Annotated in this window: 21 protein-coding genes and 1 pseudogene; 13 read left to right on the forward strand and 9 right to left on the reverse strand. The window is 75.0% G+C overall.

Annotated features, from left to right (window positions below; translation table 11 throughout):
• Nucleotides 1–34: 34 nt before the first annotated feature.
• Together ACFVFS_RS03595 and ACFVFS_RS03600 are read right to left on the reverse strand one after the other, a co-directional pair.
• A complete protein-coding gene (locus ACFVFS_RS03595; RefSeq protein WP_380619602.1) occupies nucleotides 35–1,849 on the reverse strand; it encodes an ABC transporter ATP-binding protein in 1,815 nt (604 codons plus the stop codon).
• 229 nt (nucleotides 1,850–2,078) lie between these two features.
• The gene (locus ACFVFS_RS03600) at nucleotides 2,079–2,852 is read right to left on the reverse strand and encodes an SDR family NAD(P)-dependent oxidoreductase (RefSeq protein ID WP_380619604.1); all 774 of its coding nucleotides are present in this window, start codon (nucleotides 2,850–2,852) and stop codon (nucleotides 2,079–2,081) included.
• 187 nt (nucleotides 2,853–3,039) lie between these two features.
• Here ACFVFS_RS03600 and ACFVFS_RS03605 point away from each other — a divergent pair, with 187 nt between their 5' ends.
• From ACFVFS_RS03605 to ACFVFS_RS03620, 4 genes are all read left to right on the forward strand, one after another.
• The gene (locus ACFVFS_RS03605) at nucleotides 3,040–3,240 is read left to right on the forward strand and encodes a hypothetical protein (RefSeq protein ID WP_380619606.1); all 201 of its coding nucleotides are present in this window, start codon (nucleotides 3,040–3,042) and stop codon (nucleotides 3,238–3,240) included.
• 116 nt (nucleotides 3,241–3,356) lie between these two features.
• Nucleotides 3,357–4,253 carry a hypothetical protein gene (locus tag ACFVFS_RS03610; protein ID WP_380619608.1) on the forward strand — a complete coding sequence of 299 codons (897 nt, stop codon included), beginning with the start codon at nucleotides 3,357–3,359 and terminating at the stop codon, nucleotides 4,251–4,253.
• Nucleotides 4,250–5,227, forward strand: coding sequence for a DUF6895 family protein (locus ACFVFS_RS03615; RefSeq protein ID WP_380619610.1), 978 nt, complete (start codon nucleotides 4,250–4,252; stop codon nucleotides 5,225–5,227). The genes ACFVFS_RS03610 and ACFVFS_RS03615 overlap by 4 nt, the downstream gene beginning before the upstream one ends.
• Entirely contained in the window at nucleotides 5,228–6,322 is a 1,095-nt protein-coding gene (locus tag ACFVFS_RS03620; protein WP_380619612.1) for a serine hydrolase domain-containing protein, read from the forward strand.
• A 102-nt stretch (nucleotides 6,323–6,424) separates the two neighbouring features.
• Here the strand turns inward: ACFVFS_RS03620 and ACFVFS_RS03625 are convergent, their stop codons facing one another.
• From ACFVFS_RS03625 to ACFVFS_RS03635, 3 genes are read right to left on the reverse strand one after another with little or no spacing between them, the layout of a single operon-like run.
• Complete coding sequence (locus tag ACFVFS_RS03625; RefSeq protein ID WP_380619614.1) at nucleotides 6,425–7,318, reverse strand: SDR family oxidoreductase; 894 nt, start codon at nucleotides 7,316–7,318, stop codon at nucleotides 6,425–6,427.
• Nucleotides 7,315–8,343, reverse strand: coding sequence for an alpha/beta fold hydrolase (locus ACFVFS_RS03630; RefSeq protein ID WP_380619616.1), 1,029 nt, complete (start codon nucleotides 8,341–8,343; stop codon nucleotides 7,315–7,317). Before ACFVFS_RS03630 ends, ACFVFS_RS03625 begins: the two co-directional genes overlap by 4 nt.
• Nucleotides 8,340–9,989, reverse strand: coding sequence for a flavin-containing monooxygenase (locus tag ACFVFS_RS03635; protein WP_380619618.1), 1,650 nt, complete (start codon nucleotides 9,987–9,989; stop codon nucleotides 8,340–8,342). Before ACFVFS_RS03635 ends, ACFVFS_RS03630 begins: the two co-directional genes overlap by 4 nt.
• A gap of 168 nt (nucleotides 9,990–10,157) precedes the next feature.
• On the opposite strand from ACFVFS_RS03635, the gene ACFVFS_RS03640 reads away from it, so the two are divergent.
• The 3 genes and pseudogenes from ACFVFS_RS03640 to ACFVFS_RS03650 form a co-directional block, all read left to right on the forward strand.
• Nucleotides 10,158–10,946 carry a MerR family transcriptional regulator gene (locus tag ACFVFS_RS03640; RefSeq protein ID WP_380619620.1) on the forward strand — a complete coding sequence of 263 codons (789 nt, stop codon included), beginning with the start codon at nucleotides 10,158–10,160 and terminating at the stop codon, nucleotides 10,944–10,946.
• A 167-nt stretch (nucleotides 10,947–11,113) separates the two neighbouring features.
• On the forward strand, nucleotides 11,114–12,103 hold the full coding sequence (locus ACFVFS_RS03645) for an ABC transporter substrate-binding protein (RefSeq protein WP_380619622.1): 990 nt from the start codon (nucleotides 11,114–11,116) through the stop codon (nucleotides 12,101–12,103).
• A gap of 28 nt (nucleotides 12,104–12,131) precedes the next feature.
• Nucleotides 12,132–12,623: pseudogene (locus ACFVFS_RS03650) on the forward strand (GNAT family N-acetyltransferase); the annotation flags it as partial.
• A 71-nt stretch (nucleotides 12,624–12,694) separates the two neighbouring features.
• Here ACFVFS_RS03650 and ACFVFS_RS03655 read toward each other — a convergent pair.
• On the reverse strand, nucleotides 12,695–14,737 hold the full coding sequence (locus tag ACFVFS_RS03655; protein WP_380619624.1) for an SMI1/KNR4 family protein: 2,043 nt from the start codon (nucleotides 14,735–14,737) through the stop codon (nucleotides 12,695–12,697).
• Nucleotides 14,738–14,915: 178 nt separating this feature from the next.
• On the opposite strand from ACFVFS_RS03655, the gene ACFVFS_RS03660 reads away from it, so the two are divergent.
• The 4 genes from ACFVFS_RS03660 (at nucleotide 14,916) to ACFVFS_RS03675 (ending at nucleotide 17,319) form a co-directional block, all read left to right on the forward strand.
• Nucleotides 14,916–15,329, forward strand: coding sequence for a hypothetical protein (locus tag ACFVFS_RS03660; RefSeq protein ID WP_380619626.1), 414 nt, complete (start codon nucleotides 14,916–14,918; stop codon nucleotides 15,327–15,329).
• Nucleotides 15,326–16,180, forward strand: coding sequence for a hypothetical protein (locus ACFVFS_RS03665; RefSeq protein ID WP_380619628.1), 855 nt, complete (start codon nucleotides 15,326–15,328; stop codon nucleotides 16,178–16,180). The genes ACFVFS_RS03660 and ACFVFS_RS03665 overlap by 4 nt, the downstream gene beginning before the upstream one ends.
• 114 nt (nucleotides 16,181–16,294) lie before the next feature.
• Nucleotides 16,295–16,765, forward strand: a complete 471-nt coding sequence (locus ACFVFS_RS03670; protein ID WP_380619630.1) for an NUDIX domain-containing protein — start codon at nucleotides 16,295–16,297, stop codon at nucleotides 16,763–16,765.
• Nucleotides 16,762–17,319 (forward strand): GNAT family N-acetyltransferase, encoded by a 558-nt coding sequence (locus tag ACFVFS_RS03675; RefSeq protein ID WP_380619632.1) that lies wholly within the window; start codon nucleotides 16,762–16,764, stop codon nucleotides 17,317–17,319. The genes ACFVFS_RS03670 and ACFVFS_RS03675 overlap by 4 nt, the downstream gene beginning before the upstream one ends.
• Here the strand turns inward: ACFVFS_RS03675 and ACFVFS_RS03680 are convergent.
• The gene (locus ACFVFS_RS03680; RefSeq protein ID WP_380619634.1) at nucleotides 17,309–18,238 is read right to left on the reverse strand and encodes a LysR family transcriptional regulator; all 930 of its coding nucleotides are present in this window, start codon (nucleotides 18,236–18,238) and stop codon (nucleotides 17,309–17,311) included. The two genes, ACFVFS_RS03675 and ACFVFS_RS03680, sit on opposite strands and share 11 nt — an antisense overlap.
• 72 nt (nucleotides 18,239–18,310) lie before the next feature.
• Here ACFVFS_RS03680 and ACFVFS_RS03685 point away from each other — a divergent pair, with 72 nt between their 5' ends.
• Both ACFVFS_RS03685 and ACFVFS_RS03690 read left to right on the forward strand, forming a co-directional pair.
• A complete protein-coding gene (locus tag ACFVFS_RS03685) occupies nucleotides 18,311–18,925 on the forward strand; it encodes a maleylpyruvate isomerase family mycothiol-dependent enzyme (protein WP_380619636.1) in 615 nt (204 codons plus the stop codon).
• A 46-nt stretch (nucleotides 18,926–18,971) separates the two neighbouring features.
• Nucleotides 18,972–19,679 (forward strand): bleomycin resistance protein, encoded by a 708-nt coding sequence (locus ACFVFS_RS03690; RefSeq protein ID WP_380619638.1) that lies wholly within the window; start codon nucleotides 18,972–18,974, stop codon nucleotides 19,677–19,679.
• Nucleotides 19,680–19,895: 216 nt separating this feature from the next.
• Here the strand turns inward: ACFVFS_RS03690 and ACFVFS_RS03695 are convergent, their stop codons facing one another.
• Both ACFVFS_RS03695 and ACFVFS_RS03700 read right to left on the reverse strand, forming a co-directional pair.
• A complete protein-coding gene (locus ACFVFS_RS03695) occupies nucleotides 19,896–20,297 on the reverse strand; it encodes a VOC family protein (RefSeq protein ID WP_380619640.1) in 402 nt (133 codons plus the stop codon).
• Between the two features lie 38 nt (nucleotides 20,298–20,335).
• Nucleotides 20,336–21,145: a (2Fe-2S)-binding protein gene (locus tag ACFVFS_RS03700; protein WP_380619642.1), complete on the reverse strand. Its 810-nt coding sequence runs from the start codon at nucleotides 21,143–21,145 to the stop codon at nucleotides 20,336–20,338.
• Nucleotides 21,146–21,398: the final 253 nt, after the last annotated feature.

Here is a 21,398-nt window from a genome sequence, read left to right on the forward strand (position 1 = left end):
GGCCGACCCGAGCGGCCGACCCGAGCGATCGGCGTCAGCGGGCGGCGGCCGCCACCGGCGACTCCCGGCGCAGCAGCGCGGCGTAGCGGCCGTCCGCCGCCAGCAGTTCCTCGTGGGTGCCGAGTTCGGCCACCTCGCCGCGGTCCAGGACGGCGATCTGGTCGGCCGCGCGCACGGTGGAGAGCCGGTGCGCGATGGTGATGGTGGTGCGGCCCGCGGCGAGGGTGTCGATGGCCTCCTGGACGGCGCGTTCGGTGCTGTTGTCCAGCGCGCTGGTGGCCTCGTCGAGGATCAGCACCGGCGGGTTGCGCAGGATGGTGCGGGCGAGCGCCAGGCGCTGCTTCTCCCCTCCCGAGAAGCGGTAGCCGCGCTCGCCGACCAGGGTGTCGTAGCCGTCCGGCAGGGCGGCGACGGTGTCGTGGATCCGTGCGGCCCGGGCGGCGGCGGCGAGTTCCTCGTCGGTGGCGTCCGGCTTGGCGAAGCGCAGGTTGTCGGCGACCGAGGCGTGGAAGAGGTAGGTCTCCTGGGAGACCACGCCCACCGCGCGGGCGAGGGTGTCGAAGGACAGCTCGCGCACGTCGACCCCGTCGAGGGTGACCCGGCCGCCGGTGACGTCGTAGAGCCGGGGCACCAGGTAGCTGAGCGTGGTCTTCCCGGAGCCGGTGGCGCCGACCACCGCGAGCGAGCCGCCGGCCGGGATCCGCAGGTCCACCCCCGCGAGGGTGGGCCGCTCCTGCTGCGGGTCGTAGCGGAAGTCGACGCCCTCGAAGCGGACCTCGCCGCGGACGGTGTCCAGGGCGACGGGCTGCTCGGGCTCGTCGATCTCCACCGTCAGGTCGAGGTACTCGAAGATCCGCTGGAAGAGCGCCAGCGAGGTCTGCACCTGCACGCCGGTGGCCAGCAGGCTGACGGTCGGGCGGAACAGGCCCTGCTGGAGCGAGACGAAGGCGACCAGGGTGCCGACCGAGACGATCGGGGCGCCGCCGGCGGCGGCCATGCCGGCCGCCCAGTAGATCACCGCGGGCATCGCGGCCATCACGATCTGGATGGTGTTCATCCGCCAGCGGCCCGCCATCGAGGCGCGTACCTCCAGTTCGGCCAGCCGGTCGGACTGGCCGGTGAACTCGCGGGCAAGCGAGTCGGCGCGGCCCATGGTGCGGCCGAGCAGGATGCCGCTGACCGAGAGCGACTCCTGCACCGCCGAGCTCATCGCGGCGAGCTGCTTCTGGCGCTCGCCGGTGATCTTCTTGCGCTCGTTGCCGACCCGGCGGCTGATCCAGACGAACACCGGCAGGAGCAGCAGCGAGACGACGGTCAGCCGCCAGTCCAGCGCCACCATGGCGACCACCGAGGCGATCACCGCGGTGAAGTTGGAGACCAGGGAGGTGGCGGTGGAGGTCACCGTGGACTGCATGCCGCCGATGTCGTTGGCGATCCTGGACTGCACCTCGCCGGTGCGGGTGCGGGTGAAGAACGCCAGCGACATCCGCTGGAGGTGGCCGTAGACGGCGGTGCGCAGGTCGTGCATGACCCGCTGGCCGACGGTGGTGGAGATCAGCGTCTGCAGCACGCTGAAGATGCTGTTGACCACGGCGGCGGCGACCATGCCCAGGACCAGGGCGGTCAGCAGTCCGGTGCGGCTCTGCGGGATCGCGGTGTCCAGGACGGCGCGCAGCAGGAACGGCGTGGTCACCGACACCACGGCGGAGGCGGCGACCAGCAGGCCGACGACGGCGAGGCGGCCGGAGTAGGGGCGGAAGAGCGCGAGGATGCGGCGCCACTGGGTCGGCGGGCGCGGGTCGTCCTCGGCGCGGGCGGGCGGGGTCCACTGGATGCCTTCGGGGCGCACGGCGGGCAGCCTCCCTCGGACGGCCGGGCGGGCGCGGCGCCCGGGGGCGCGCGCCGACGGCGGGTGGGCGGTCGGGCGCCCGCCAGCATAACGAGAGAGGCTCATAGTTAGCAAAGCTAATAGTGAGATTTCCTCCGCGATGCCGGTCCGGACGCCCGGACGCGCCGCCCGCCGCACGCCGCCCGCCACCGGCCTTCGAGGCGCCGACTCGGCGGGTCCGCGGCGGGCCTCAGGTGGTGCGGTAGGTGCGGGCCGCCTTGGAGGAGACGCCGCCGAGCCTCCCGGACGGCAGCACCCGGGCGATCGCCACCGCCAGCTTGTACCGCTTGCTCGGCACCGAGAGCGAACGCCCCCGGGCCAGGTCGCGCATCGCCTCGTCGACCACGCGCTCGGCGGACAGCCAGCCCCAGGCCGGGATGTTGTCGGTGCCCATGCCGGCCCGCTCGTGGAACTCGGTACGGGTGAAGCCCGGGCAGAGCGCCATCAGCCGCACCCCGGTGCCGCCGAGGTCGCGCATCACGCCCTGGGTGAAGCTCACCACCCAGGCCTTGCTCGCCCCGTACGTGCCGCGCGGCAGGAACGCCGCCACCGAGGCCACGTTGACGACGGCGCCGCGCCGGCGCTCGCGCATCCCCGGCAGGGCGGCCGTGGTCAGCCGCAGCACCGCCTCGATGTGCACCTTCAGCATGTCCAGCTCGTCCTGCAGCGGCACGGTGGAGAACGCGCCCCGGTTGCCGAAGCCGGCGTTGTTCACCAGCAGGTCCACCGGGCGGGCGCCGTCGGACAGCCGGGCCTCCACGGCCGCGATGCCCTCGTCGGTGGCCAGGTCGGCGCCGAGCACCTCGACCTCCACGCCGAACCTCCCCCGCAGTTCCGCGGCGGAGCGCTCCAGCCGCTCGGTGTCGCGGGCCACCAGGACGAGCCGGTAGCCGCTCCGCGCGAGCCGGCGGGCGAAGGCGGCTCCGATGCCGGCGGTCGCGCCGGTGATCAAGGCAGTGGTCATGCAGCGACCGTACCTACTCCCGAGTACCCGCGACACCCCGGTGGCGCCGCTGCGCCCTGGCGCGGCGCCTCTCCGTGACCGCGGTGACGGAGCGTGCAGGGGTGGCGCCGGTCGGTTCGTGCTCGTATCGTCGATCGAGGGGGCATCGCCGGACCAGGCGGTGGAACTTCGATGAGGAGGCACTCAGATGCTTGCTCAGACCACCCGTACCACGCGGGCGCCGCTCGGCACCCAGGCCGAGATCGACACGCTCGGTACGTTGATCACGGAGGACGAGGCGGCCGTCAGCGACGCGCCCACGTACCAGCCCGAAGCTGCCGGCCTGCTCCTGCTCCTGGGGCTCCTCCTGCTGTCGCCGCAGAAGCAGCCCAAGGAGAAGACCCGGTAGAACCCCGGATCCGGTCGACCCGGACGAGACCCCGGCCGGGCCGGGGTCTCGAACGACCGGGCCGCCGGCCGGACCCGAAGATCCCGAGCACGCTCCAGACAGGAGAATCCCACTCCATGCCGTTCGCCGACACCACACTCCGCGACGAGTACGCGGCAGCCGTCGAGCGAGTGGCGGGCCAGGTCCTCGGCGCCCTCCGGGACGCCGGGGATCCGGCCGCGCCCACCCGCCGGCCCGACCCGGGAGCCGCCCGGCCCGCCGGCTCGACGCCCGGGGGCCCCCTCCCCGCCGGAGGCCCCCCGTCCAGAGCCGAGCTGGCCGCGGTGCGGGTCCTGGGGCCCGACCTCTTCGCGCCCCACCTGCTCGCCGGCCTGCCCCTCGACGGGCCGACCGCCGACGCCGCAGCCGAGGCCCTCGACACCTTCCCGATGCACGAGGCCTCCCCCGCGCCCGGCAGCACCGCGGCACGCCCGGAACCGACGGGCGCCGCGCTCGCCAACGCCTGGCGGGACCGGGCCACCGCCCAACTCGTCGAACTGGCGAACCGCCCCCTCCCGGCACCGGGCCCCGACCCGGTCGGCCCCCCTGCTCCGACGGCGGGCGACTGGCCGCAGTGGACCGTGACCATGGCCCGGCTCTCCGCCCTCGCCCTCCCCCGGCTCGACGGCCCCGTGCACGAACTGGCCCACCGCCACTCGCTGACGCTGGCACGCGGCGCCACCCGCTCCATGCTCCGCCGCGACTACCGCACCGCCGCCCGGCTCGCCCGCTGGCTGGCCTGGAACGAGGCGAACGGCGGGCCCGCGCACCTGGAACTCGGGCCCGTACTGGACCGGATCCGGGCGGTCGGCGACGGCAGCACCCGGATGTGGCTCGAACTCGCCATCGCCGAGCTGCTGCCGGGCGCGGGCACTGCGGCCACGGGCACGACGGCCACCGGAACGCCCGCGCGACCCGGGAGCCGGCCGGAGCGCGGAGACCTCGGCGACTCCCCGGACGGAGCTGCGGCATGACGGACAGTCAGATCATCGGCATCGCCCAGCAGGTCGGATCGAGATCGCTGCGCTGGCTGCACTCCTTCTACGACAGCGGTCTCGGCGGCTTCCAGGAGGACGTCACCACCGACCTCGCCAACCCCAACGAGATCTACAAACCACTCGGCGAGGTCGCCCTGGCCACCGGCCTGCTGCTGCGCGAGGGCGTCGCCGGGGCCGACGACACGCGGATCGCCCGGCAGGTCATCGACCTCGCCTGGGCCGAACTGCGCGAGGGCGACCTGCTGTACGACCGGCAGCTGCGCTACCCCCTGATGACCGACCCGCTGGAGGTCTACGTCCACTTCGCGCGGGCCGGCTTCCGCCACCGGGCCCTTGAGGAACAGCTGGCGACGCTGAACCGGCTGCGCTCCGTCCGGGCGGCCGAGCAGCTCCCCAGCCGCCGCCTGGCCTCGGCCAACGCCCGGCGCGTGATCGGCCTGGACCAGCTGGAGGACTGGAACGAGCTGGCCGCCGCCACCTGGCTGGGCGCCACACCCGAGCCGTGGATCATCGACTGGCTCACCGCCTACTACGTCACGCACTCCGTCTTCCACCTCACCGACTGGGGCGCCCGCCCCGAGTGCCTGCCCCCGCACATCCGCGACTACCTGAGCGACTGGCTGCCGGCCTGGATCGACGTGTGGCAGGAGGTCGGCCACTGGGACCTCGTGGGCGAACTCCTCATCGTCGCCGCCTGCATCGGCGAGCTCGACCACGGCGCGACGGGCTGGGCCGCGCTCGCGTCCGCCCAGCGGCCCGACGGACTCCTGCCCAAGGACGCCAACACGGCGACGGAGGGCGATCCCGCCCAACTGCTCACCGACCACGGTCACACCGCCGTGGTCGCCGTGGTCGCCGCCACCACCACACTGGCCCGCGCACTCGGCGGCACGACCGGGGCGTCCGCGGACCCGGCGGCGATGGCGGCCGGAGCGCCGCCGGAGAAGTAGGTGCCGCCCTTCGACGGACCCGGGCGGGGGGCCGACGCCCCGTGGGGCGAAGCCGAGTTGGCGGAACTGGTCCGCTCCGCCGGGCAGGGTGCCAGCGCCGTGACACTCGCCGTGGCACGGGGCGAACGGCAGGCCGTACGGTGCGCCGGACGGGTGGACCGCGGCGCCGGCGAGCCCTGCACGCCCGACACAGTCTTCGAACTCGGCTCCATCACCAAGACGTTCACCGCCCTGCTGCTCGCCGATCTGGCCGCCCGGGGCGAACTCGCACTCGACGACCCGGTGGAGCGGCACCTGCCGGCCGGGTGGCGGCCCGCCGAGGTCCGGCGCGGCGGGCCGATCCGCCTGCTCCACCTGGCCACCCACACCTCCGGCCTGCCGAGGCTGCCGCCGGGGCTGCTGACCAGCGCCGTCGCGGCCTGGAACAGCAATCCGTACGCCGCGTACGACGAACCGCGGCTGCGGGCGGGACTGGCCCGGACCGTCGTGCGGCACCGGCCCGGCGAACGGTTCGGGTACTCCAACTTCGGGGTCGGGCTGCTCGGGCGGCTGGTCACCGAGGCGGGTCGCGGCAGCGGCTACGCGGAACTGCTCGCCGAGCGGATCTGCCGTCCGCTCGGGATGCGGGCCACCACCTGCTCGCCCGACTCGCCGCACCGCGCGGTCGGCCACCGGCGCGGGCGTCCGCTGCCGCCGTGGCACATTCCCGGTCTCCCGGGCGCGGGCGCCGTCCGGGCCAGCGGCGCCGACCTGCTCCGGTACCTGTGCGCGCATCTGCGGCCGGGCGAGGGCGGATCGGCCTACGGGAAGGCTCTGGGGGACGCCCTGCGGGAGGTGCAGCGACCGCGGCTGAGGCTGCCGCACTCCGGGGACCAGCTCTGCCTGGCCTGGAACCACCGACGCACTGCGGACGGCCGCGACCTCCTCTTCCACTCCGGCGGCACTCGCGGCTGCACCACGCTCATCGCGTTCTGCCCGCAGACCGCCACCGCCGTCGCCGCCCTCTGCAACGCCGGCCCGAGCCGACGGGACAACTTCGCGCAGGCGGCCTACGACGTCTTCAAGCGGTTCGCCCGGGCGCCGGACGGGGAGTGAGGCGGGACGACTGACAGCTGACAGATGACAGATTTCAATATCTGTCATCTGTCAGCTGTCATTTGTCAGTCGTCGTTCGCGCCGCCGTCCGACCGCCGCCCGTCAGGGCCGCTCGGAGCGGGCGGCGGTGTCGGCCGCTCCACCGGCGCCGACGGCGCGCAGGCGGGTGGCGGCGGTGGCGGCGAGCTGGGGCGCGAGGCGGGCCACGTCACGGGAGCCGACCAGCGCGATCAGCGACGGCAGGGCCCAGCGGACCGGCTGCATGCCGCGCAGCCAGGCCTGCGCGTAGACGTGGGCGGAGCGCCGCGCGATGCCGGCAACCAGGCGGTCCACCGCCGGCTCCAGCGGGTACGTCTTGTTCGCCGGCCACGGCAGCCGGGAGCGCATCTGCTTCAGCACGGTGTCCTCGTCGGCCCCGCGCACCATGTCGGTGTCGGTCCAACTCAGGTAGCCGACACCGACCTTGACACCCTCGTGGGCGACCTCGGCGCGGATCGCGTGGGCGAAGGCCTCCACCCCGGACTTGCTCGCGCAGTACGCGCTCATCAGCGGCGCCGGAGTGAGCGCGGCCAGCGAGGCGATCTGCAGCAGGTAGCCGCGGCTCTCGGCGAGCACCGGGAGGAAGGCCCGGGCGGTGGCCACGCTGCCGAGCAGGTTGACCTCGATCACCCGGCTGAACGCCCGGTGGTCGTTCTGCAGCAGCGGGCCGCCGATCGCGATGCCGGCGTTGGCGACGACGGTGTCGATCCGGCCGTAGTGCTCCTTGATCCGCGCGGCGAGCGCGGTGAGCGCCTCGGCGTCGGTGACGTCCGCCTCCCACGCGGTGGCGTCCGGGCCGCACTGCGCGGCGACGGCCTTGAGCTCCTCCGGCTCCAGGCCGACCAGCGCGACCTTGGCGCCGCGGCGGGCGAGGGCGCGGGCCAGGGAGGCGCCGACGCCGCGCGCGGCTCCGGTGACGACGGCGACCTGGGTGGAGAGCGGCGGGGTGGCGGTCATGCGACGGCGGTCCTCTCGGGGTCGGTGGTGGCCTCGGGGTCGATGGTGCTCTCGGAGCCGGAGCCGGGACCGGCGCCGGAGTCGGCGGCGCTCTCGCCCCCGCCCGGGCGGGCGCCCGGCAGATGGGCGGTCGCCATCCGGTCGATCTCGGCAGCCGTCTCGGCCGGCCGCTCGATCGGCGCCATGTGGCCGACCCCGGGCAGCAGGAGCAGCCCCTGCGGGTCGGCCAGCGCCGCGACCATCCGGTGCGCGTGCACCGGCGGGGTCAGCCGGTCCTCGGAGCCGACCACGACGGACGTCGGCGCGACGAGCCGGGCCAGCCCGGCGCGGACGTCCAAACGTTCCAGCACCCGGGCCCAGTTGGCCCGGACACCGGCCGGGCAGGCGTGCACCATCCGGACCGCCACGTCGACACGGGCGGCGGGCGCGCCCGCCCCCATGATCCCGTACCCGAGCCCGGCCCGGGTGACCGGACCGACCGGACCGAGCGGCAGCCGGGAGCGCAGGATCTGCCGGTGCAGGAAGCGCCGCACCCCCGGGGAGCGCACCGCCCCCGGGACCACGCGCAGTTCGTCGACCAGGTCGGACGGCCCGGTGGAGACCAGGACGGCGGCCGCCGTGCGCTCGGCGACCTCGGGCCGGGCGGATCCCGCCATGACGGTCATGCCGCCCATGCTGTGGCCCACCAGCACCGCCCGCTCGCCCTGCGGAACGACCCGGGTGAGCACCGCCGAGAGGTCCTCGGCCAGGGCGCGGGTGGAGTAGCGCACGCGGCTCGGCGGGATCTCGCTGCGGCCGTGGCCGCGCTGGTCGTAGGCCACCAACCGGTACCGGTCGGAGAGCCGGTGGATCACCGGCGCCCAGAAGTCGGTCGAGCAGGTCCAGCCGTGCGCGAGCACCACCGTCGGGGCGCCGGGCTGCCCGTGGACCTCGACGTGCAGCCTGGTCCCGTCGGCCGAGACCACGGCCAACTCCTCGGTGGGGACGGGCTGGAGGCAGTCGGCGGGGATCGAAGGGCGGCTCATACCAGGACCTCCCCGGCCTCGGCGGTGCTCCCGGACCGGCCCGGGCGATCCTCCCGACGGAGGATCAGTTCGTATTCGGTGAGGTCGACCTTCCGGGTGGCTCGACGGAACGAGGTGGTCGATCCCGGCCAGAGCACGGTGTTCTTGCCGCTCTTGTCCAGGTACCAGCTGCGGCAGCCACCGGTGGTCCAGACGGTGCGGTCCATCCGGTGCTGGAGTTCGAGGTTCCAGCGGCGCTGCGCCCGGGCGGTGGGCTGCATGGCGGTCGCGCCGATCCCTTCGAGCTTCTTCAACGCGTCGATCATGTAGTTGAGCTGGGACTCGATCATCAGGATCATCGAGCTGTTGCCGAGGCCGGTGTTGGGGCCGATGACGAAGAAGAAGTTCGGGAAGCCGTGCACGGTGGAGCCGCGCAGCGCCTCCATCCCCTCCTTCCACTCCTCGGCGAAGCTGGTGCCGTTGACCCCGAACACCTTGGAGCCCATGGGCATGTCGGTGACGTGGAAGCCGGTGCCGAAGACGATCGCGTCCACCTCCCGCTCGCTTCCGTCGGCCCCGACGAGCGTCGAGCCCCGCACCTCGCGCAGACCGCCGGACACCACCTCGGTGTTGGCGGCGGCGAGCGCCGGGTAGTAGGTGTTGCTGAGCAGGATGCGCTTGCAGCCGATCCGGTAGTCGGGGGTGAGCCGGGCGCGCAGGGCCGGGTCGGCGACGCCGTCCGCGATGTGCCGTTCGGCGAGCCGCTGGACCATCTTCAACAGGCCGGGCCGCCGCACGAAGGCGTCCACCTGGATCTCGCGCAGTGCGAACAGGGCGCCGCGGCGGACCTTGGCGGTGAGCGGGAACCGGCCGTGCAGCCGCTTCTCCAGCTCGGTGATCGTCCGGTCGCGGCGCGGCAGGACCCAGGCCGGGGTGCGCTGGAACACCGTCAGCCTCCCCACCTTCGGCTGGATCGCCGGGATGATCTGGGCGGCGGAGGCCCCGGTGCCGACCATCGCGACGCGCTGTCCGGCGAGTTCGGCGTCGTGGTCCCAGCGGGAGGAGTGGAAGACCTTGCCCGGGAAGGAGTCCAGGCCCGGCAGGTCGGGGATCTGCGGGTCGGCGAGCGGTCCGGCGGCGGAGACGATGGCGTCGGCGGTCCACCGGCCGGCCGTGGTGGCGATCCGCCAGCGGGTCCGCTCGACGTCCCAACGGGCTTCGACGACCTCGGTGTTGAGCCGCAGGTGGGGGCGGATGCCGAAGACGTCGGTGACCTTCTCCAGGTAGGCGCGGATGTCCGGCTGGCCGGAGAAGCTGCGCGGCCAGTCCGGGTTGGGGGCGAAGGAGAAGGAGTAGAGGTGCGAGGGGACGTCGCAGGCGCAGCCGGGGTAGCTGTTGTCGCGCCAGGTGCCGCCCACCGAGTCGGCGCGCTCCAGGATGACGAAGTCCGTGATGCCGGCGCGGCGCAGCCGGACGCCCGCGCCGAGGCCGCCGAAGCCGGAGCCGATGACGGCGACCCGGACGTGCGGGACGGGCCGCTCGTCGGCGGGCTGCTCGTCGGCGGGCCGGTCCTCGGTGGGCAGGTCCTCGGGGGAAGCGGTCTGGCCGGGGACGGCCGCGTCGGCGTCGGACACAGGGGGGCGGGGGCGCTTGCTGCTGGATGCCATGCGGCGTCCTCCTGGAGGGTGGGGGCGGTGGGGCGCGCATCGCCGTTTCCCGGCGGGGCGCGGGTCACGCCAACCGTGCCAGCAATCACTGGCACGGTTGGCAGGGTAGCCCTTGTTGACAGTTGATGGAAGAAGCCCGACCGACCCGATCGGACGATCGCCGGTCCTATGCTGAGCGCCGTGGACAAGGTCGAAGCTGCTGCCGAGGACAGACAACACGAGTTCCGGGTGGAGGAGCTGGCCGAAGCGGCCGGGATCACCACCCGCACTCTGCGTTTCTACCGCGAGCGGAAGCTGCTCCAGCCGCCCCGCCGGGAGGGGCGGATCGCCTGGTACGGCGAGCACCACCTGGCCCGGCTGCGGATGATCACCGAACTCCTGGACCGCGGGCACACTTTGGGGGGCATCGCCGAGCTCATCGGCGCCGGCGAGAGCGGGCGGGACGTCGCCCAGCTGATCGGCCTGGAGGCGGCGATCGTCGCGCCGTGGTCCGACGAGACGCCGGTCCACCTCGACTGGGACGAACTGAAGGCGGCCCTCGGCGACCAGCTCACCGAGGAGAACACCGCCGAGTCCATCGACCAGGGCTTCATCACGGTCGAGGAGGACGGGATCACCCACGTCAGCCGCCGGTTGATGGACGCCACCACGGCGCTCGTCGCGGAGGGCGTGCCGCTCTCGGCAGTGCTGGAGGCGAGTCGGCGGACCCAGGAGCACGTGACGGCGATCGCCGAGATCTTCACCTCCGTGGTGCGCGAGCACCTGCTCGGCGCGCTGGCCGCCGACACCCCGCTGCCGCCCGGCGAGGCCGCCCGGCTGACCGAGCAGGTCCTGCGCGTCCGGCCCCTCGCCCGGACGGTCACCGACGCCCAGTTCGCGCTGGCGATGGACCGCCGCGTGCACGCCGAGTACGACGAACTGCTCCGCCGACGCATGGATCAGCGGGAGGACGAATGACCACTGACAGATGACAGAGTCTGTCATCTGTTATCCGTCATCTGTTATCTGTCAGCTGTCAGCTGTCAGCTGTCAGCCGCCACTGCGCCCGCCCGCACGCGTAACGATCCACGCCCCCGGGCAGGGATGGGACGCCTCGCCGTCTGCCTCCGGAACGGAGTCGCCCGATGCCCGACGCCCCCGCCCGCGCCCTCCCCTCGACCGTGAGCCGCCGCCGGCTGCTCGCGCTGACCGCCGGGCTCGCCTCCGGGCTCGGGCTCGCCGCCTGCGGGTCCGGCGGCCCGGCGACGGCGGGCGGATCGAGCGCCCCGGAGGGCCGCGTCGTGCGGCACGCGCGCGGCGAGAGCATCGTCCCCGCGCGGGCCGAGCGGGTCGTCGTCCTGGACACCGACGCCCTGGACTCGGCCGTCACCCTGGGCATCACCCCGGTCGGCGCCACCGCCGTCACCGCCGGCGCACCGCTCTCCGCCTACCTTCCCGCCGACCGCCTCGTCGGCATCAAGGCCGTCGGCACCATCGGCTCCCCCGATCTGGAGGCCGTCGCCGCCCTCCGCCCGGACGTCATCCTCAGCAACCAGGTCCGCGACGACAAGCGCTACGACGAGCTCTCCAAGATCGCGCCGACCGTGCTGAGCGGAACCACCGGCCCCGCCTGGAAGGAGAACGTCCGGCTGCACGCCGAGGCCCTCGGCCGTCAGACCGAGGCGGCCGCGGCCGACCAGGCGTACCGGGCGAAGCTCGCCGCCCTGGTCACGGCGCTCGGCGGTCCGGAGAAGGCGGCCGCCCTCAAGGTCGAGATGGCCCGCTTCCTCGCCGGTGCGCCCACCCGCCTGTACCTCAACGACACCTTCATCGGCTCGATCCTCACCGACCTCGGCGTCGGCCGCCCCGCCAACCAGAACAAGCCCGGCTTCTCGATCGAGATCAGTCCCGAGCAGGTCGACCAGGCCGCCGCCGACGTCATCTTCTACTCGGTCTACGGCGATGCGACCAAGTCCGACCAGGAGAGGATCACCGGCGGCACGCTGTGGAAGGGCCTCGACGCCGTCCGCACCGGCCGGGTCCACCAGGTCGACGACAACCTCTGGATGCTCGGCATCGGCTACACCGGCGCCGGCCTGATCCTCGACCAGATCCGCCACCACCTCACCGGCTGACGCCGGCCCGGCCTACCATCCGATCATGATGGAAGGTACGAGAGTACGACTGCGCGCCCTGCGCGCCGAGGACGCGGAGCACCACCTGCGGTGGCGCAACGACCCCGAGCTGATCCGGCAGGCGGCGGCCGGGGATCCGCGCTTCGGCCCGACCACCGCCGAGGCACTGGCGGACCGGTTCGACCGGATCCTGCGGCTCGATCCGCGCGAGGCCGGCATGCTGACCGTCGAGGAGGCGGCCGGCGGCCGCCCGATCGGCCTGGTCGACTACCGGGGCCTCGACCTCTACGAGGGCGTCGGCGAGGTCGGGATCGCCATCGGCGAGCGGGAGTTCTGGGACCGCGGCTACGGCTCCGAGGCCCTCGGCCTGCTGGTGGACCACCTGTTCGGCGCCTTTCCGCTGCACCGGCTGGAGCTGGACACCTGGAGCGGCAACGCCCGCGCCGCCCGCGCGTTCACCCGGCTCGGCTTCCGCGAGGAGGGCCGCCGCCGGGCCGCCGTGCTGGTGGGCGGGGTCCGGTACGACCGACTGCTGTTCGGCATGCTCCGCCAGGAGTGGGAGGAGCGGCGCCGAACCGGACCCGGCGCTCCTCAGGACACCTCCGGCGGCCTCCTCATCGGCTCCCCCGGCGAGGTCGACGCATCGGGTGCGCCCGGGCCCCGCAGCGCCTCCAGTGCTCCCGGCAACGGGGAGAACCCCCCGGGGACCGACGTCACCGACAGGTAGACGTCGCCCGGCAACCGGGGCGGCGTCCACGACGGGTCGGCGAAGGCGTGCAGCCGCCCCTCGGTGAGCGCGAACCGGGGCAGCGCCACCCCGAACTCGGCGGCGAGCGCGGTCAGCAGGCCGTGCTCGCCCTGGCGGCCGTGGGCGTGCGGACCGAAGTGGCGGTCCGGGTCGAGGGCGGGCGGGACCTCCCCCGCTCCACCGCGGCCGATCTCCGGTCCGCGCACGGTGAACCCGTACCGCTCCTCCCCGCCCTCCGCCACGGACAGGTGGAAGAAGCCCTCCTCCGGCACGGCGAACACGGCCACTGCGCGCCCGCCCGTCCGGCCGGAGGCGGTGACGGCCGGGGTCCCGAGGCGCGGCCCCGGTGACCCCGGCCAGGTCCGCGCCTCGAAGGCGAAGCTCCAGCCGGATCCGCCGTCGCTGCCGCCCGCATGACCGACGACAGCGGGCTCCGGATCCTCGGAGCGGAGGACCGGTCCGTCCCGGAGCCGGTCCCTCCAAGCCTCCCAGCGGGTCGCGGGCGGGTCCAGCACCGTCCCCTCCCCTCCGAGGACGGCCGGCAGCCCGTCCGGGGCCACCCCCTCCACCAGCACGAAGCGGTACGGCTCGGGCCGACCGGACCGCGGCTCCAGGGCGAGCCAGGCTAGTCCGTCGCCCACGGCCCCCGGCTCCTCCCGCGCGAACTCCCCCGCCGACTCCCCCGCCGACTCCCTTGCCGCCGCCTCCTCCGGCTCCCTCCCCGGCTCGCCCACCGCCGCGCCGGACAGGCCGCGCGGCACCGCCAGCAGCTCCCGCCCGCGCTCCGCCGTGAGCAGCGGCCCGAGCAGCGGGTCCGCGAGCAGCCCGACGGGCGCGAGGTGGTCCGGTCCCGCCGGCGTCCACCGCGGCAGCGCGGCGCGCAGCGTCCGCCAGGCGGCGTCCGTGCCGCCCCAGCGCGCCTGCTCCCGCGCCCGTTCGACGGCCTCGCCGAACGGACCGGCCGCGGTGTAGCGGTACGCGCGCTCGCGCACCTGCCGGAGCACCTCGTCGGCCGCGTCCCGCAGACCGCCGGCGTCCACCCGCAGCGTGAACCCCCACACGGTGCTGTCGTGCCCGTTCCGCACGTGGTGGGCCGCGAGCACCGGCACCACCTCGCCGAGGTAGGCGGGATCGCGCGGCAGCTCCCCGAAGGTCGGCTCGGGCCCCTGCCCCCCGAACCGGCGCAGCTGGTCGAGCAGGCCGGCGGCGCGCGGCCGTCCGTAGGCGACGGCCTCGGCCAGCGCCTCCTGCGCCCGTTCGTGCGCCCCGGCCAGGGCGTCCAGCCGGGCCGCCTCGACGCGGGCGTCCTGTTCGCGGGTGGTGGCGTTGACGAACGGCTCGTCGTACCGGTGGGCGGCCAGGCGGTGGAACTCCTGGTGCATGGCCAGCATGAACGACCGGAACGACGGGTACCGCTCGGGCGGCGCGGCCCGCCACGAGGCGTAGCAGTACACCGCCCACTCCCCGTCGGCGTCGACGTCGCCCGGGTCGAGCAGGACGAGCGTCAGGTCCGACTCGACGTCGAGCTGCAGCGCCCGGTGCCACACGTCCGCCGACTCGTCGTCCTCGAAGTACTCGCTGGTCCCGTCGGCGTCCCGGTGCCATCGCGCGCCGTCCGCCCCGGCCAGCCGGAACACGAAGCCGCCCGCGTGCCGCCATCCGTCGCTGACCGCGAGGAACTCCCGGTACGACGGCGGAAGGGCGCACCCCAGCGCCGCCTCCGCCGCCGCGAGCCGTTCGGCCGGGGCGCCCTCGAACCCCAGCCAGCGCGCCCGCCACGCCTCCTCGTCGCCGTCCCGGAGCCCCGCCGGGTCGGTACACGCCCCGGCCCACTCCTCGCTCCACCGTACGAGGAAGGACCGCCAGTCGAACGCCTGCTCCGTCATGGCGGCGATCCTTGCACGCACCACCGACACCGTCCCCACCGGAGCGTCAGGTTCCCCGTCGCGAACCGGCATCGATCGCGCGACGCGGTCCCGCGCGGAGCCCCGCGGTTCCTATGCTGGCCGTGGCAGGGCCCGGTACCGCACACCGGACCCGCACACCGAGGGGGGAACCTCGCACATGGACCAGGTCCTGGAACTCGCGCGGACGGCGGGTCCGGCGGTCACCGGCCTGCTGCTGGGCGCGTCGTGGCGGCGGGTCCGCGACGGCGTCGTCGAGCTGTGGCACGAGGTCGCGCCGGAGCAGGGCGAGGCGGTCGGCGCCGCGCTCGACACGGCCCGCGAGGTGCTCGCCGCGGCGCGGGAGCGGGGGGACGGGAGCACGGCGGCGCGCACCGGGCAGGAGTGGGAGCAGCGCTTCACCTGGCTGCTGCTCAGGAACCCGGAGCTGGCGGACCGGCTCCGCGCCCTGCTGGCGGTCGACGGGCCCGCGTCCTCGACGGGACCCGTCGTCAGCGGGGAGGCCCAGTTCGGGCAGGCGATCGGAGGCGGGAGCGTGTACAACGCGCGCGGCGACATCTCGATCACGACGTGAGCACCGGAGACACCGGGCACCCCGTGCGCCCCGCCAACGGCCAGGCGGGCCACGTGGCGGGCGGCGGCCATTCGCTGAACGCCGGCGGCAGCATCACCATCACCCAGGCGGCGCCGCCCCCGCCGCCGCGCCGGCCCCGGGTGGGGGCCGTCCTCCTGTGTGCCGCCCTGGTCGGTGCCGCGGTGCTGGGCGCACTGGTCGAGCGGAAGCTGGCGGAGCGCGACTCCGCCGGCCCCGCCGCCGAGGTCGGCGCCGCCGCGAGCCCGTCGGCCGTGGGAAGCGCCTCCGCCCGGACGCCGTCACCGGAGCCCCCGCCCGCCGCGCCGCCGGTGACGACCGCTTCCCCGGAAGCCGCGACGGGCTTCACCACCCCGCCCGCGGCCGGCGGCCCGTCCTCCCCGTCGGTCGGCGCACCGCCCCCGGCGGCCGGGCCGGCGCACTCCTCCCCGCCGGCCGGGACCGCGGAGACCGTCCGCTTCGAGGGGACGGTCCGCCTCACCGCCTCGGTGGACCTCGACGAGAATCCGCCGAGGGTGCTGAGCGAGGACGAGCCCCCGCTGATCAAGGGCTTCGGCGTGCACTACATCCTGGACGCCGGCGGGCAGGGGGCGAGCGCCGCCAACAGCGGAGGCCTCGCCCCGCTCACCGGATCGACCGCCCCGACCCGCCGGCAGTGTTCCGACCTCCTCAGCACGCAGGCGTCGTACTCCCTGCCGATCGAGCGGACGACGAGGTTCTGCGCCCGGACGGTCTTCGGGCGGATCGCCCTGGTCACCGTGGAGGAGTTCAGGCCCTCCGGGTTCAGGGGGGCCTTCAACGCGACGGTGCTCGTCTGGAACGGCACCGACTAGGAACCCGTCCCCGGGCCGTGCCGGACCGGACGACGGCGTCGGGAAGCGTGCGTCACGGAGCCGCGGCGGGGGCAGGCACCCGTCGAAGGTTTCGCGTGCGGGAAAGGGGCCTGGATGGCCAGGCGTGACTACGAGGACGACCCCGGCGCTCCGGCGGCCAACAGTCTGGTGCCGGCGGCTTCGGTGGTCGTCGTCGACGAGGCGACCGGGCGGGTGCTGCTGCAGCGGCGCACGGACAACGGGATGTGGGCGCTGCCCGGGGGGACGATGGAGCTGGGCGAGTCGATCGGCGGGTGCGCGGTGCGCGAGACCTTGGAGGAGACCGGAATCGAGGTCGTCGTGACCGGGATCGTCGGCACGTACACGAATCCGCGGCACGTCATGGCGTACGACGACGGCGAGGTGCGGCAGGAGTTCTCGATCTGCCTGCTCGGGCGGCCGGTCGGGGGCGCGCTGCGGACGTCCGACGAGTCGTACGAGGTCGGCTGGTTCGCGCCGGAGGAGACGGACCGGCTTCCGATGGTGGCGAGCGTGCGCAAGCGTCTGACGGACTGGCGCGCCGGCGGCGGGCCGGTGGTCCGATGAACGGGGGGTTCGTGCTCCGGGTCCTGACGCCCGCCGATCCCGTCGACTGGCCGCTGTGGCGGGACGCCCGGCTGGCGGCGTTCGCCGAGGCGCCGGACGCGTTCCGGGTGCGGCTGGCGGACTGGCCGGCGGGCGGTGAGGAGCAGTGGCGGGCCCGGTTCGCGCGGGCGGACGCCCTGCACGTAGTCGCGGTGGCGGCGGACGGGCGGCCGGTCGGACTGGCGGGCGGGCTGCCCGGGCGGGGCGGGGTGAGCGAGCTGCGGTCGGTGTGGGTCGGGCCGTCGGCGAGGGGGCACGGGGTCGGGGACGGGCTGCTCGCCGCCGTCGAGGCGTGGGCGCGGCGCCGGGGCAGCAGCGCGTTGCGGCTCGCCGTGCTGCTGGACAACGCGGCCGCCGTCGCGCTGTACCGGCGGCACGGGTTCGTCGACACAGGCACGGACCGCGCGGACGGGGAGGACGGGGCGGACCGCGCAAACGGGGCGGACCGCGCAAACGGGACGGGCGCCGCGAACGGCGCGGCGGAGCGGGTGATGGTCAAGCGGCTCACGGCGTGACCGGCCCGGCCGCGGCGAACGCCCCCCGCAGGCGGGCGAGCAGGGCGCGGGCGGCGGGCCGGGCCGGGCCGGCGGCGGGCCAGGCGAGGGCGACCCGGCCGCGCGGTTCGGGCGCGACCAGGCGGCGGACGTGCAGGCCGAGGGCCTCGGCGGCGCCGGGCGCCGGCTGCGGCAGGACGGCGACGCCGAGGCCGCGGGCGGCGAGGTGGGCCAGCAGCGGCGGGGTGGACGCCTCGAAGGCGACGCGCGGGCGGACGCCGGCCTCGGTGCAGGCCCGTTCGAGCGCCCCGCGCACACCGGTCCCGGGCGGCAGGCCGATCAGCGGGTGGCCGGCGAGGTCCGCGACCGGGAGCGGGCCGGGGTCGGCGGCGAACGGGTGGCCGGGGGCCGTCGCGGCGACCAGCGGCAGGTCGACGACCAGCTGGAGGTCGAGTCCTGGCGGCGGTTCGGCGCTCTCCAGGCCGACCACGGCGAGGTCGAGTTCGCCGCGCCGCAGGGCGGTGAGCATCCACTCCGAGGTCGCCTCGCGCAGCGAGATCTCCACCCCGGGGTGCTCGGTGTGGAAGGCGGCGAGGACCGCCGCGAGGTCGGAGCCCCGTTCGTCGGACCCGCCGGGGACGCCCGCCACCATCCCGACCGCGACCTGCCCGGTCAGCAGTCCGGCGTGGGCCTGCGCCGTCTGCCGCACGCCCTCGACGGCGGCGAGCGCCGCCCGCGCGTACGGCAGGACGGCCGCGCCCGCCTCCGTCGGGGTGACCGAGCGGCCGGTGCGGTCGAGCAACCGCTGGCCCAGTTCGCGCTCCAGCCGCCGGATCTGCGCGCTGATCCCGGGTTGCGCGAGGTGCAGGCGCTCGGCCGCCCGGGTGAATCCGCCCTCCTCGACCACCGCCACCAGGTACTGCAACTGCCGGAGCTCCATAACCGCTGATTCTAGGGACCAGAACAACCCGCTCTTGGACTTCTGGCGGCTCCGTCCCGCAGCCTGGTGACCATGCAGCACTCCCCCTCGTACAGCACCGCCGGCCTGCGCTCCGAGATCGCCGCCGAGCGGCGCGAACTCGCCGACGTCCTGCACGGTTTGTCCCCATCACAGTGGAACTCGCCCTCGCTCTGCACCGGTTGGCGGGTGCGCGAGGTGGCGGCGCACATGAGCCTGGGCTTCCGCCACCGGATCCCGCGGATCGCCGCCGAGCTGGTCCGCTCGCGCGGCAGCCTGGACCGGATGACCGACCGCTTCGCCCGCCGCGACGCCGGCGCCCTCACCGGGGCCCAACTCGCCGCCGCCCTGCGGGACAACGCCGACCACCCGTGGACGCCGCCGGTCGGCGGACCCGCCGCCGCGCTGGGGCACGACGTCGTGCACGGCCTGGACATCACCGTCGCACTGGGCCTCGCCCGCCGGGTGCCCGCCGAGCGGCTGCTTCCCCTGCTGGCGGAGGTCACCCCGCGCACCCTGCGGTTCTTCGGCGCCCGCCTGGAGAACGTCCGACTGCGCGCCACGGACCTCGACTGGTCGTACGGAAGCGGTAGTCGGACGGTCGCCCGACCGGCCGAGGAGTTGCTGCTCCTCGCTTACGGACGACGCGTCCCCGGGGTCGACATCTGACCGGAAGCGTCCGGTTCGCGGTCAACCAGGGGTAAAGTCAGCGGGCATGGTCGATTCGACGGTTCCGATCCTCCCCTGTCAGACCCTCCCGCCAGTGCTCGAGTTCTACACCGCGCTCGGCTTCGAGGTGACCCTCCATCAGAAGAGCCCCAACCCGTACGCCGTTGTTCAGCGCGGCGCCATCCAACTGCACTTCTTCGGCATGAAGACGTACGATCCGGGCGCCTCCTACAGCACCTGCCTGGTCCGTACGGACGACGTGGACGCGCTGCACGCCGCGTTCCGGGAAGGCCTGCGCTCCGCCTACGGGCGGGTGCCGACCAGCGGCCTGCCCCGGATCGGCCCGGTCGGCGACACCTCGCACGGTGTACGGCAGTTCCTGGTGACCGACCCCGGCGGCAACTGCCTGCGGATCGGCCAGCCGATCCGCGCCGACCAGCGGCACCGGCCGTCCCCCGAGGAGCCGTTCGCGAAGGCGCTGCACCACGCGGCACTGTTCGCCGACTCCAAGGAGGACCCGGCCGCGGCCGCCCGGGTGCTGGACCGCGCGCTGGCCCGGACGGACGGGCCGCCCGCGCCGGTGCTGCTGTTCCGGATCCTCGCGCTGCGCGCCGACCTGGCCCACCGCCTCGCGGACGGCGCGAGCGCCGAGGCGTTCACCCGGCGGGCCGAGCGGATCGCCACCGAACTGACCGAGGAGGAGCGGGAGTCCGTCCTCGACGACCTCAAGCGGCTGGCGGACGTCCTGCTCTGATCGGCCATCAGGCTGCTCCCGACCGTCCGGAGGTCCTTGAGCGGCGCGAGCGGCGCCGGCGGCGCGAACGGCGCACCCGGCCGGGGCAACCGACACCGGCCGGTGCGACCGGCGCGGCCGGGGCCACCGGTGCGCGCCGCTCAAGCGCCCCGCGCGCGGCCAGCAGCTCCGGGTGCGGCCAGCAGCTCCCGGTGCGGTCAGGATCTCCCGGTGCGCTCAGGAGCTCCAGGTCCGGCTGCAGAGCACCAGGCGGTAGCCGTCCGGGTCGGCCACGGTGACGCCGTACTCGTCCCAGTACGGGTTGTGGGCGGGCACCCGCGTGCCGCCGGCGTCCTCCAGGCGCCGCACCAACGCGTCGTCGACGGGGGCGCCGAGGTAGACGACGAAGAGGTCGTCGACGGTGGGCGCCGGCTCGACCGGGCGCTCGGGGTCGCGGGTCAGCTCGAAGTGCCAGCCGCCGCCGGACGGGCCGACCATCAGGAGGTCGTGCTCGCCGGGGACGCGTTCGGTGCTGCGCCACAGGACGGCGAGGCCGAGACCGTCGACGTAGAAGCGCTCGGCCGCGGCGAGGTCCCGGGAGGGGCGCGCGACCCGGATGCGGGTGGTGGAGTCGATCACGGGCGCCGAGCCTACCCGGGTGCGCGCCGGACGCCCCCTCAGAGTCGGCGCAGCCGCTCCTCGTCGTCGGTGCGCGGGCAGGTGAGGCAGGCCCGGGCCGGCTCGACGGCGTAGTAGAGGCAGCAGCCGAGGCGGGTCCGGGTGTGGTGGCCCCGGCCGTCCCCGCCGCGCAGCAGCCGGAAGTCGGCGGCGCCGGGGAGCGGGTCGGTACCCCCGGGCAGGACCGCTCCGGCGGCGGCGACCGCGGTGTCCTCCCCGGTGGCGCCGGGGCCCGGGGCGCACGCGTCGAGCCGCTTGCCGAGGTACCAGATCGCCGAGGCGAGGTCGTCGGTGACCATCCCCCACAGCGCGCGGGTGCCGCGCCGGGTGGGGGCGGCGAAGGCGGCGAGCAGCGGTTCGGCGTGGGCGACCACGGCGGCGCGCAGTTCGGCCCGCAGTTCGTCCTCGCCGGGGACCGCGACGTAGGCGCGCGGGCGGAGCGCGAGATCACCGGTTGGGGCGTGCAGCCATACGTCCGCGCCGTCGATCGAGGGGACGCGCCGGGCCAGGTGCCAGGGTCCGGCGATCAGCACGCAGAGGGACCAGAGGTAGTGGTGGAGCAGTCGGGAGGCGGCCACGTGCGGACGCGGAGCGGTGCCGTGCTCGGCGGCGACGGGGGCGATCCGGGCGGCCTCCCCGGCCAGCGCCCGCGCCAACACCTCCGGATCGCCCGCCAGTTCGGACACGGAGTACCAGCCCTGCGCCCGGCCGGGGGCAGGTTCGTCCGCCGCCAGCAGTCGCACCCTGAGCACCGGACAGAGGTCCAGCAGCAGCCGGTAGTCGGCGTCCAGCAGGTTCGCGGGAGGCACCGCGGCGGGCGGGGCGGCGGGCGGGGCGGCAGGCGGGGCGGCAGGCGGAGGTGACCCCGAGAAGATCATCGGCACTCCCGAGATCGCATTAGGTGAGGCTCACCTTACAGGCGCTCGACGACCGGTTCGCGCCGCCCTCGGCCAACCGGCCCCCCAAGGTCCCCAGTACGGACCAATCCACCGGGGACTTGACGATATTAGGCTTGCCTAACCTAATATCTCGCCCCGTGCTGACCACCGATCCGCCGGCCCC

It is taken from the genome of Kitasatospora sp. NPDC057692 (assembly GCF_042799475.1).
GTDB lineage: Bacteria > Actinomycetota > Actinomycetes > Streptomycetales > Streptomycetaceae > Kitasatospora.